Raw genomic sequence first — 12259 nt, 5'->3', positions numbered from 1 at the left:
GTACACTGGAACACCATCATGTTAACAAATTTATTCATTTATTGGAGGTATATTGGAAGATGAAAGCATCAGAAATTCGTCGCAAGTATTTAGAATTTTTCATTGAAAAAGGTCATGCTCAAGAACCATCTGCACCACTAGTGCCAATTAATGACCCATCTTTACTATGGATTAACTCAGGGGTTGCCACGTTAAAAAAATATTTCGATGGTCGTGTCATTCCTGACAATCCACGTATTACGAATGCACAAAAATCTATTCGTACAAATGATATTGAAAATGTAGGGAAAACAGCTCGTCACCATACGTTTTTTGAAATGTTAGGAAACTTCTCAATTGGTGATTACTTTAAGAAAGAAGCAATTCATTATGCATGGGAGTTTTTAACTGATCCAAAATGGATGGGCTTTGATCCTGAACTTTTATCGATTACGATTCATCCAGAAGACCAAGAAGCATATGATATTTGGAAAAATGAAATCGGCATTCCCGAAGAACGTTTAATTCGTATTGAAGGGAACTTCTGGGATATCGGAGAAGGTCCATCTGGTCCAAACTCTGAAATTTTCTACGACCGTGGCCCTGAATACGGTAATGATGAAAACGATCCAGAATTATATCCTGGTGGAGAAAATGAACGTTATCTAGAAATATGGAACTTAGTATTTTCACAATTTAATCATAACCCAGATGGAACATACACACCGCTACCTAAACAAAATATTGATACAGGTATGGGGTTAGAACGTATGGCATCCGTTGTACAGAATGTTCCAACTAACTTTGATACGGATTTATTTATGCCGATTATTGAAAAAATTGAAGAATTCGCAAACCGTTCCTATAAACGCCCAGGCGAAATCGATTTAAAAGAAATTTTCGGTAGTGAAGAGGATGTAAATACACCATTTAAAGTGATTGCTGACCATATTCGTACCGTTGCTTTTGCAATTGGAGATGGTGCTCTTCCTTCAAATGAAGGACGCGGTTATGTATTGCGCCGACTATTACGACGTGCAGTAAGATATGCAAAACAAATCGGTATTGATAAACCGTTTATGTTTAAATTAGTTTCTACTGTTGGCGAAATTATGCAAGATTTCTATCCAGAAGTAAAAGAAAAAAGAGAATTTATCGAGCGGGTTATTAAAAACGAGGAAGATCGCTTCCATGAAACCCTTGATGGTGGTTTAGCTATTCTGTCTGAAGTAATTGAGAAAGAAAAAGCTGCTGGAAATAATGTTATTCCTGGTAGTGATGCATTCCGTTTATATGATACTTATGGCTTCCCAGTAGAATTAACGGAGGAATATGCACAAGAAGCTGGTATGACAGTGGATTTAGAAGGCTTTGAAAAAGCGATGGATGAACAAAGGGAACGTGCCCGCGCAGCTCGAGCGGATGTCGATTCCATGCAAGTTCAATCTGAAGTATTAGCCAATTTAACGCAAGAATCGAATTTTGTAGGTTATGAAACGTTACAAACTGAAACGAAAGTCGTTGCAATCGTTTCAAATGGTCAAATGGCGGAATATGCTTCAGAAGGTGAAGAAGTTCTTGTCCTTTTAGCAGAAACACCTTTTTATGCGGAGATGGGTGGACAAGTAGCTGACCATGGTAAAATTTCTAATGATTCATTTACAGCTTTTGTAAAAGATGTTCAAAAGGCACCGAACGGTCAACCGCTTCATACCGTTGTTGTAGAATCAGGTGAAATGCGTGTGGATGATGTTGTTACAGCAATGGTGGATCGGGATGAACGTAATCTTGTAGTAAAAAATCATACAGCTACACATATTATGCAACGAGCATTAAAAGATGTTCTAGGAGATCATGTTAACCAAGCTGGTTCTTATGTAGGGCCAGACCGTTTACGTTTTGACTTCTCCCACTTTGGCCCTGCTACAAAAGAAGAGTTAGAAAAAATTGAACGTATTGTAAACGAAAAAATTTGGGATGATATTGAAGTAGTCATTGAAGAGATGCCAATTGCTGAAGCAAAAGCAATCGGAGCGATGGCACTATTCGGTGAAAAATACGGAGATATTGTTCGTGTTGTTCAAGTAAGTGATTATTCGATTGAACTTTGCGGCGGTATCCATGTAAAACGTACTTCTGAAATTGGTTTATTTAAAATCGTTTCTGAAGGTGGTATAGGGGCTGGAACACGTCGAATTGAGGCGGTTACTGGTAAAGCGGCATTCGAAGCAGTAAAAGAAGAACAACGTATTTTAGAACAATCCGCCGCTTTATTAAAGGCGAATCCTAAAGACTTAGTAGCACGTGTTGAAACTTTACAGCAAGAATTAAAAGAACAACAACGAGAAAATGAAGCATTATCCCAAAAAATTGCGAATGCACAAGCTGCTTCTGTACTAGATGCTGCACAAAAAATTGGCGATATTACAGTACTATCAACAAAAGTAGAAGCGAAAGACAACAATCAACTTCGTCAAATGATGGATGATTTAAAAGGTAAACTAGAAAAAGCTGTTATTGTACTTGGCGCAGTTGATGGCGACAAAGTCATGTTATGTGCTGGTGTAACAAAAGATATTGTCGGAGGAAAATATCACGCAGGAAATATTGTGAGATCAGTGGCAGAAGCGTGTGACGGTAAAGGTGGCGGTCGTCCGGATATGGCGATGGCAGGTGCGAAAAATGCATCAAAACTTGATGAAGCGCTAGTTTCTGTGTATGATTACGTTAAATCCATTTAAAAATATTTTCTTTCTGTTACAAAATATGGTCAGAATTCCATCCTGATATTTGATTGAAATGGTTTATCGGTTATAATAAAGAGAATAGAGATGTTTTTCCGTTAACATCTCCTTATTACTGAAAGCGAGGTGCTGGTCTTGAGTTCGTTTGATAAAACAATGAAATTCAGTTTTCCAGAAGAGTCAATGGAACAAGAAGTAAAGCAAGTGATGTTGAAGGTGTACTCTTCACTAGAAGAGAAAGGGTATAATCCTACTAACCAAATTGTAGGTTATCTTTTATCTGGTGATCCGGCATACATCCCTCGCCATCAGGATGCAAGAAACTTAATACGCAAGCTTGAACGTGATGAAATTATTGAAGAGCTCGTAAAATTTTATATTAAGAAGAATAACGAGGCATAATAGGTATATGAGAGTAATGGGTTTAGACGTTGGTTCCAAAACCGTAGGCGTTGCAATTAGTGATGCCTTAGGATGGACAGCGCAAGGTATAGAGACGATACAAATAAACGAAGAAACAGGCGATTTTGGCATCGAACGTATAAAAGAACTTGTTAAAGAATATGCTGTTACAGAATTTGTAGTAGGCTATCCGAAAAACATGAACAATACGGTCGGTCCTCGTGGCGAAGCTTCCGAGAATTATAAAAAGCTACTGGAAGATTCCTTTCATTTACCTGTAAAGCTCTGGGACGAACGTTTAACAACAATGGCTGCAGAGCGAATGCTCATTGAAGCGGATGTAAGTCGTAAAAAGCGTAAAAAGGTTATTGATAAAATGGCGGCTGTTATGATCCTTCAAGGATATTTAGATAGCAAGAATTAACATTCGCTAAAAAGAGCGAATGTTAATTCTCTGCCCCGAAAGCGAAGCGACAGGGGCAAGATACATTCGGTAAAAAGAGCGAATGTTAATTCTCTGCCCCGAAAGCGAAGCGACAGGGGCAGAAAATAAATACTAGTGATATAAAGTATATCCAGTTTTAAATTTAATGAAGAGGTGACCAATAATGGTACATGAACACGATCATGAACAACATCGTCATATTACTATCGTCGATGAAAATGGAAACGAACAACTATGCGAAGTGCTACACACTTTCGATTCTGAAGAATTTGGTAAATCCTATGTACTTTATTCATTAGTAGGTGCTGAAGAAGATGATGAAGGTCAAATTGAAATCTTTGCATCATCGTTCGTTCCTTCTGAAAATGGCGAAGATGGAGAATTAGAGCCAATTGAAACAGAAGAAGAATGGGATTTAATTGAAGATGTGTTAAATCAATTAGAAGACCAATTAGATGACGAAGAAGAATAAGAAGTAAAATAAATATTATAATAAAAAAGGTAGGCTCATTTTGCCTACCTTTTTTAAATAGTAGGAGGTACATGAATGGACGATCAATTATTTAAGCTTCAATTAGAGGATGGCTCTGAACAATTATGTAAAGTGGTTATTACATTTGATACAGATGATCAATCCTACGTTTTATATTCTTTAGTGGATGAAGAGGGGAATGAAAGCGAAGAAATTTCAGCCCTTCGTTATGAATTGGGAGACAATGGTGAAATGACGAATTTTTCTTCCCTTGAAACAGAAGAAGAATGGGATATGGTAGATGAAGTATTAAATACGTTAATTGCTGAATTTGGTGAAGATGGTAATTATTTTACGATTTCTGATGAAAACGGTGAGGAAATTGTTTGTGAAGTTATCCATCGTTTTGAATTAGAAGAATTTAATAAGTCGTATATTCTTTATACCTTTGCAGATCAAGAAGAAGTAGGGGAAATTTATGCAGCTGCATATATTCCAGGAGAGAACGGAGAAGTTCTTGATTTACTGCCAATTGAAAAGGAAGAAGAATGGAAACAGGTTGAAAAAGAAGTAGAAGCCTTAAGTGAATAGTAATGATAAAAACGTTATGACTATCATAGCGTTTTTTTGTATTAAAAAATTTTTGTAGATAAAACATATTGCTCCTTTAGTTCCAGTAGGTACTCGTCGCAAATGAACATTACTCAAACTCAAGTTTTGAGAAGGAATATTTAACGCCTGTCGCAAGCTTTCGGCGCAGATAAACCATGTCTCTAACCCGTAAGAGACATGTTTTATTGTCACCATTTGTATTTTCTTGTATCATATTAGGAGATGTGAGGGGGTACGCTAGTGGATAGTGATTCTAAAAAACAGAAAATGATAGAGAAATTAAACGTACGAAAATCAGAAGGAAGAGTTGTAAGACGGATTGTAACGATTGTGACGCTTGCTATTTTGTTAATTGTATTGGTAGTAGGTGTTAGTGGGTTTTTCTATGTGAAATCTGCTATGAAACCAATTGATCCTGAGGCAACTGCTGAGATTGAAGTAGAAATTCCAATGGGTTCAGGGATAACAATAATTTCTAGTATTTTAGAAGAAAAGAAGGTTATCAAAGATGCCCGAGTTTTTAAATATTATACAAAGTTTAAAAATGCAACGAATTTTCAGGCTGGTAACTATGTCATGACTCAAGCAATGACTTTTGATGAAATTATCGAAAGCTTGAAGACTGGGAAAGTATATCGAGAACCTTTATTTACCCTTACCATTCCAGAAGGTTTGACGTTAGAGCAAATATCTAAAATTGTTGAAAAACATACAAATTATACGGCTGAACAGTTTATGGAAAAGGTAACAAATAAAGAATTTATTCAAAACATGATGGGGACATTCCCTGATTTAATTACGGAAGAAGTTTTTAATGAAAACATTCGCTTTGCCCTTGAAGGATATTTATATCCTGCAACTTATTCCTTCTATGAAGAAAATCCGTCATTAGATGATATTATTAAAATGATGATTTCTCAAACAAATGATATTGTTGTGGAGTATAGTGCATTGCTACAGGAAAAAGAAATGACACCACATCAATTATTAACCTTTGCCTCTCTTTTAGAAGAAGAAGCAACAGCACAGACGGATCGAGCAACTATTGCGAGTGTATTTTATAATCGTTTAGATGCAGATATGCCTTTGCAAACAGATCCAACTGTACTTTATGCATTAGGTTCCCATAAAGAACGGGTTTTATATGAAGATTTAGAAGTGGACAACCCTTATAACACGTATAAAAATCCGGGGTTACCTCCTGGACCGATTGCCAATGCAGGAAAAGTTTCAATTGAATCTGCCCTTAGTCCGACCGATACTGACTATTTATATTTCTTAGCGGATAAAGAAGGAAACAATCACTTTGCCAAAACATACGATGAACATTTGAAAAATATAGACCAATATTTACAACAATAATAGTAATTCCATAACAGTATGACATAATCAGAAGGAAACGAACGTTTTTTTGGAGAGTATAGAAAAAATAGAGTTGAAACTTTTTCTATACTCCACAATAAAGATTATTCGCTTTCCTTCTGTTTTCGTGATATTATAAGTTGTGATTTTTTGTATTCATTGAAGAAAGAGATTTGCAACGTAACAACGAATCTTTCTTTTTTTACGATTGATTTTTTGTTTTATCGTATAGTAAGTCTTTAAGCCAAATTTAATGTTTGGTTTTTTCTTTTTAACGATTTTATTTTTTTATTAAAAAGGGGTTCACATAATGGAATTTTCTGATGCTTATATAGAATCCTTTATTCAACCACGCAATGCGTTATTAATGGAGATGGAAAGTTTTGCAAAGGAACATCATGTGCCGATTATGCAACTGCCTGCCATTGATGTCTTAAACCAACTCCTTCGAATCCAAAATCCATCTAGCATATTGGAGATAGGAACTGCAATTGGTTATTCTGCATTGAGGATGGCAGAAACATTACCGAATTGTAGTATTGTGACGATTGAAAGGGATTCCGAACGAGTCAATCTTGCAAAAGAATTTATTGCACGTTCAGAAGTATCAAATCGAATTACGGTAATCGAAGGCGATGCGTTAGAAGTGGATGTTGAAACAATTCAATCTACTTTTGATGCTGTTTTTATTGATGCCGCAAAAGGCCAAAATATTCGTTTCTTTGAAAAATTCGCACCACTAGTTCCGCCGGGTGGTATTTTGTATATCGACAATATATACATGCACGGTCTGTCGGATTTAGATATTAAAGAAGTTCCCCGGCGTAAAAGAACGATGATTCGTAATTTAAAACATTTCACTGACTGGATTATGCAAAATCCTAATTATGATAGTACATTTTTTCCTGTTGGTGATGGCTTATTAATTTGTTTGAAGAGGTGACAAGTAATGAAAAAACCTGAATTATTAGTTACGCCAAAATCGATACCACATATTAAAGAGTTAATTCTAGCAGGCGCAGATGCATTTGTCATTGGCGAGCAACAATTTGGTCTGCGTTTAGCAGGTGAATTTTCCGTTAGCCAAGTAGAAGAAGCAACAAAGCTAATTCATGAGGCTGGTAAAAAAGTGTATGTTGCAGTAAATGCACTTTTCCACAATGACCGTCTAGAGGCTTTAGATGAATACTTAAAAGAGATGCAAAGAATAGGTGTAGACGCATTAATATTTGGTGACCCTGCCGTAGTCGTATCAGTACGTGAGCTAGGGATTACGATACCACTTCATTGGAATCCTGAAACAATTGCGACGAACTGGTTCCAAGCGAACTATTGGGGAGAACGTGGGGCAAAACGTGCTGTGTTAGCCCGTGAACTTTCTTTAGACGAAGTGTTAGAAATAAAAGAACATGCAAAACCAGAAATAGAAGTACAAGTTCATGGAATGACATGTATGTTCCAATCAAAACGTTCGCTATTAGGGAACTATTTCTTATATCGCGGAGAAGTAATGGAAGTTGAAAATCGGAAAGAAAATAAAAATATGTTCCTTCATGATAAAGAACGTAAAAATAAATATCCGATATACGAAGATTTAAATGGAACACACATTTTCTCTCCTAACGATATGTGTCTTATCGATGAATTAACGGAGCTATTTGAAGCGGGAATTGATTCATTGAAATTTGATGGTGTACTCCAAACAGAGGAATATATCGTGACTGTAACTAATTGTTATCGCCAAGCAATTGATGCCTATTTCGATCAAGGTGAAGATGCTTATGATGACTTGAAAAATAAGCTATTAGAGCGAATTGAAATCATTCAACCAAAATTACGTCCATTAGATACAGGATTTATCTTTAAAGAAACAGTGTATTAAGGAAGGAGCGGCATTTGCCTTGTTACAATTAATAGAAAACGAAAAAATTCGTGAGACGGTTAATGGTAAACGTGTTATTACAAAAAAACCTGAACTATTAGCACCAGCAGGCAGCTTAGAAAAATTAAAAGTAGCCGTTCATTACGGAGCTGATGCTGTCTTTATTGGTGGCCAAGAATTTGGCTTACGTTCCAACGCAAACAATTTTACAATCGAAGAGATGCGTGAAGGTGTAGAATTTGCAAAAAAATATGGCGCTGTTGTGTATGTAACGACGAACATTTTTGCCCATAATGAAAATATGGCTGGTCTAGAAGAGTATTTACAGGACATTGAAGATGCGGGAGTTAGAGGAATTATTGTAGCGGACCCATTTATTATTGAAACATGTCGTCGTGTAGCTCCTAAATTAGAAATTCATCTATCAACACAGCAATCCCTTTCCAATTGGAAAGCGGTTAAGTATTGGAAGCAAGAAGGGCTTCATCGCGTTGTGTTAGCCCGTGAAGTAGGCGCAGAAGAAATGCGCAAAATGAAAGAAGAAGTGGATATTGAAATTGAAGCTTTTGTTCACGGTGCGATGTGTATTGCCTATTCTGGCCGTTGTGTATTATCTAACCATATGACAGCTCGGGATTCAAATCGTGGAGGATGCTGCCAGTCATGCCGTTGGGATTATGACTTATATGAAGAAGTAGATGGCGAAGAAAAAGCGTTGTTTAACGAAGGAGACGCGCCGTTTGCAATGAGTCCAAAAGATTTAAAATTAATTGAATCTATTCCCCATATGATTGAACTTGGCATTGATTCGTTAAAAGTGGAAGGACGTATGAAATCCATTCACTACATTGCCACTGTTATTTCTGTTTATCGTAAAGTGATTGATGCCTATTGCGCGGATCCAGAAAACTTTAAAATTAAAAAAGAGTGGTTAGAAGAGTTGGATCGTTGCGCTAACCGTGCCACTGCATCAAGCTTCTTTGAAGGAGAACCAAGTTTTGAGCAACAAATGTTTGGCACTCATGCGACGAAATTAAAATGGGACTTTGCAGGCCTTGTCCTTGATTATGATCAAGAAAGTCAAATCGTCACTTTACAGCAAAGAAATTACTTCAAGCAAGGTGATACGGTTGAATTTTTCGGACCTGATATTGAATCATTTAAAATGGAAGTTGGACAAATTTGGGATGAAAAGGGTAATGAGATCGAAGTAGCAAATCATCCGTTACAAATTGTAAAATTCAAAGTGGATCGCCCATTGTTCCAATACAACATGATGCGAAAGGAGAATAAATAAATGTCCAAAAAGCGCCCTTTAGTAATAGGGATTGCGGGTGGTTCATGTTCAGGGAAAACTAGTGTGACACATGCCATTTATGATGTATTCAGAGAACACTCTGTTGTAGTTATAGAGCAAGATTATTACTATAAAAACCAAAGCCATTTAACTTTTGAAGAACGTTTGAAAACGAATTATGATCATCCACTAGCATTCGATAATGATCTACTGCTAGAGCATTTAAATCGTTTATTACAAAGAAAAGCAATTGATAAACCAGTATATGATTATGTGAATCATACTCGTGCAGAGGAAGTAATTCATGTAGATCCGAAGGACGTTATTATCCTTGAAGGTATTTTAGTTCTGGAAGATAAACGTCTACGTGATTTAATGGATATTAAATTGTTTGTTGATACTGATTCAGATTTACGTATAATTCGACGTATTGAGCGAGATATTAAAGAACGAGGAAGAACAATTGATTCAGTAATCGATCAATATTTAACGGCAGTTCGTCCAATGCATAATTTATTCATCGAACCGACTAAGCGCTATGCTGATGTTATTATTCCAGAAGGTGGAGAAAATGAAGTAGCCATCGACTTAATGGTAACAAAAATTAAAACAATTCTTGAAACTATGTCGATTGTGTAATATGATGAGTTAGTATTGGAATTTTATAGAACTTGAAGAAAAATATATAATATTACTAATAAATTCGGTTATTAGTTAAGTGGATAAAAGTACTTCTATTGGTTACTTTTCTCTCATATGCTTAATTACTAACCGGGTTTTATTATTACACTTTAAAAAAGAAAACGATTGCATTTTCATGTATAAGGTGTATAGTATTGTTTCAAGTAAAATATTGTTAGTATTTAAGGAGTGAAATGTCTTGTCAAATGAAAAACAATATCCAATGACATTAGCAGGAAAACAAAAATTAGAAGAAGAATTAGAATATTTAATAACAGTTAAACGTAAAGAAGTAGTAGAGCGCATTAAAATTGCTCGAAGCTTTGGAGATTTATCAGAGAACTCTGAATATGATTCAGCAAAAGAAGAACAAGGTTTTGTAGAAGGACGTATTTCAGCAATTGAATCAATGCTACGAAATGCATTAATTATAGAGGAATCTGAGGGCGAAAGTGATATCGTAACTTTAGGGAAAACAATTACGTTTGTTGAACTTCCTGATGGCGATGAAGAAGAATATACAATCGTTGGTTCAGCTGAGGCAGATCCATTTGAAGGACGTATTTCAAACGATTCACCGATTGCGAGAGCATTACTTGGCCATAAGGTAGATGATATCGTAAAATTAACTACACCTGGTGGAGACATGGAAGTACGCATCGTTTCCATTAAAACAGCAAAATAGTTCTACCATCCTTTCAACTGGCTTAATATACATAGCCATTCGAATTCGGAAAACATAGAAGAGTCGACGAATTTTACTGATTTGTCGACTTTTTCATTTCGTTTAAATTTCTAACAAGAATATTAAATAATGGGGTATTTAATGGTTTTCAAATGGAATATTGATACAATAAAAGTAATGGTGTAAAGGAGGATTCAATCGTATGTCTAAAAAAGGACAGGAATCTTTAACACGCTCAAATAAGCGGCGTAAAAAGACAAAGAGCAAAATGGATCGCCTCTTAAATATATTAATTGCTGTTGTTTCAATACTCATTATTTTAAACTTAGTGATTGTTCTAAATGATGATTCTGAAAAAGAAGAAAAAACTGAGGTAGCTCAAGAAAATAAAAATAATAGTAGCGATAATATGAAAGAGAATGAAGATACTAATCAAACAGATAACAACTCTTCTGATAAGGACGATGATGGAGAGGCTCTGGAAGGGGATTCTTCCCAATCGGAGGATAATCAAGATAGTACGGAATCTGACTCTGGAAAAGCAGAAGACGATAAAGAGACAAGTGAAGCCAAATTGATCGTACAAAGTTCGAACGATCCAATAGTAGAACAAGTTATTACGAATCCAAGCTGGGATGTTACGCCAACAAAGCAAAGCGGCGAACATGTATCGGCCTATGAAGAAGGGCATATTGATTACGAGGAAAAATTAAAAACGATTCGAAATGCTGTACAATTAGATGAAAATAATATCATTTATTGGTCAGTAAAAAATAATGGTAGTGCCGATAGTTCAGTTGCCGTCGTTTCAAACAATGATAAAACAGAAAAATATCGAGTTTATATTGAATGGGTTCAAAATGAAGGTTGGAAGCCTGTGAAGGTTGAGAAACTGAAAAAATTAGAAGGTACCTATTAGTTTTTCGTTGACGTATGGCCACTTATTCTTTATCTTAGTATAAGTGTCAATTATTGGAGGGATATCGGAATGAAAATTGCCGTCATTGGTGCAATGGAAGAAGAAGTAGAATTATTAAGAAATGCACTTGCAAATACAGAAACGACAACGATTGCGAACAGCGAATATACAACAGGTACATATAATGATAAAGAAGTGGTTTTATTAAAAAGTGGAATAGGAAAAGTAAATGCAGCGATGTCGACTACTGCGTTACTATATGAGTTTAAACCGGATGTGGTCATTAACACTGGATCTGCTGGTGGATATGATCCATCATTAGAAGTTGGAGCTATTGTCATTTCAGATGAAGTACGCCATCACGATGTGGATGTAACGATTTTTAATTATGAAATGGGTCAAGTACCCCAATTACCTGCAGCTTTTAAATCCGATGAACGGTTAATGAAACTGGCTGAAGAGGCTGTTACAGAGATTGGAGAACATCAATATGCGGTAGGACTTATTTGTTCGGGTGATTCCTTTATGAACGACCCTGAGCGTGTTGAAAAGGTAAGAACGTACTTTCCACAAATGAAAGCTGTAGAAATGGAAGCTGCAGCCGTTGCGCAAGTTTGTTATCAATTTGATACACCGTTTGTTGTCATTAGAGCATTATCTGATATAGCAGGGAAGGAATCGAATATTAGTTTTGATGAATTTTTACCTGTTGCAGCAAAACATTCTACGGAAATTGTCTTAAAAACGATTGATAAGTTGTAATGGTTTGTTAAATAAAC

General features: G+C 35.9%; 13 protein-coding genes. All 13 read left to right on the top strand.

What is annotated here, in order from left to right; all coding sequences use genetic code 11:
• The first annotated feature begins 59 nt into the window (after positions 1-59).
• Positions 60-2720: an alanine--tRNA ligase gene (gene alaS / locus MHH69_RS11290; RefSeq protein WP_341362365.1), complete on the top strand. Its 2661-nt coding sequence runs from the start codon at positions 60-62 to the stop codon at positions 2718-2720.
• A gap of 138 nt (positions 2721-2858) precedes the next feature.
• Positions 2859-3125 carry an IreB family regulatory phosphoprotein gene (locus MHH69_RS11285; protein WP_122971392.1) on the top strand — a complete coding sequence of 89 codons (267 nt, stop codon included), beginning with the start codon at positions 2859-2861 and terminating at the stop codon, positions 3123-3125.
• Between the two features lie 7 nt (positions 3126-3132).
• On the top strand, positions 3133-3549 hold the full coding sequence (gene ruvX, locus MHH69_RS11280) for a Holliday junction resolvase RuvX (protein WP_122971391.1): 417 nt from the start codon (positions 3133-3135) through the stop codon (positions 3547-3549).
• Positions 3550-3733: 184 nt separating this feature from the next.
• Positions 3734-4042 carry a DUF1292 domain-containing protein gene (locus tag MHH69_RS11275; RefSeq protein WP_122971390.1) on the top strand — a complete coding sequence of 103 codons (309 nt, stop codon included), beginning with the start codon at positions 3734-3736 and terminating at the stop codon, positions 4040-4042.
• 75 nt (positions 4043-4117) lie between these two features.
• Positions 4118-4633, top strand: a complete 516-nt coding sequence (locus MHH69_RS11270; RefSeq protein ID WP_122971389.1) for a DUF1292 domain-containing protein — start codon at positions 4118-4120, stop codon at positions 4631-4633.
• 261 nt (positions 4634-4894) lie between these two features.
• Positions 4895-6016, top strand: a complete 1122-nt coding sequence (gene mltG, locus MHH69_RS11265) for an endolytic transglycosylase MltG (RefSeq protein ID WP_174232656.1) — start codon at positions 4895-4897, stop codon at positions 6014-6016.
• Between the two features lie 310 nt (positions 6017-6326).
• Positions 6327-6959 carry an O-methyltransferase gene (locus tag MHH69_RS11260; RefSeq protein WP_122971388.1) on the top strand — a complete coding sequence of 211 codons (633 nt, stop codon included), beginning with the start codon at positions 6327-6329 and terminating at the stop codon, positions 6957-6959.
• A gap of 6 nt (positions 6960-6965) precedes the next feature.
• The gene (locus tag MHH69_RS11255) at positions 6966-7898 is read left to right on the top strand and encodes a peptidase U32 family protein (protein WP_122971387.1); all 933 of its coding nucleotides are present in this window, start codon (positions 6966-6968) and stop codon (positions 7896-7898) included.
• A 31-nt stretch (positions 7899-7929) separates the two neighbouring features.
• Entirely contained in the window at positions 7930-9195 is a 1266-nt protein-coding gene (locus tag MHH69_RS11250; RefSeq protein ID WP_341362974.1) for a peptidase U32 family protein, read from the top strand.
• Positions 9196-9834: a uridine kinase gene (gene udk / locus MHH69_RS11245; protein WP_122971385.1), complete on the top strand. Its 639-nt coding sequence runs from the start codon at positions 9196-9198 to the stop codon at positions 9832-9834. It abuts the gene before it with no gap.
• Positions 9835-10075: 241 nt separating this feature from the next.
• Positions 10076-10561: a transcription elongation factor GreA gene (greA, locus tag MHH69_RS11240; RefSeq protein WP_122971384.1), complete on the top strand. Its 486-nt coding sequence runs from the start codon at positions 10076-10078 to the stop codon at positions 10559-10561.
• A 202-nt stretch (positions 10562-10763) separates the two neighbouring features.
• Positions 10764-11480 carry a YrrS family protein gene (locus MHH69_RS11235; protein WP_122971383.1) on the top strand — a complete coding sequence of 239 codons (717 nt, stop codon included), beginning with the start codon at positions 10764-10766 and terminating at the stop codon, positions 11478-11480.
• A gap of 69 nt (positions 11481-11549) precedes the next feature.
• Positions 11550-12242 (top strand): 5'-methylthioadenosine/S-adenosylhomocysteine nucleosidase, encoded by a 693-nt coding sequence (gene mtnN / locus MHH69_RS11230; RefSeq protein ID WP_122971382.1) that lies wholly within the window; start codon positions 11550-11552, stop codon positions 12240-12242.
• The last annotated feature ends 17 nt before the right edge of the window (positions 12243-12259 follow it).

Source organism: Ureibacillus sp. FSL E2-3493 (assembly GCF_038077515.1).
GTDB classification, from domain to species: domain Bacteria; phylum Bacillota; class Bacilli; order Bacillales_A; family Planococcaceae; genus Ureibacillus; species Ureibacillus halotolerans.
The sequence above is the reverse complement of the archived record's forward strand: the minus strand, read 5'-3'. Positions and strand labels throughout refer to the sequence as shown.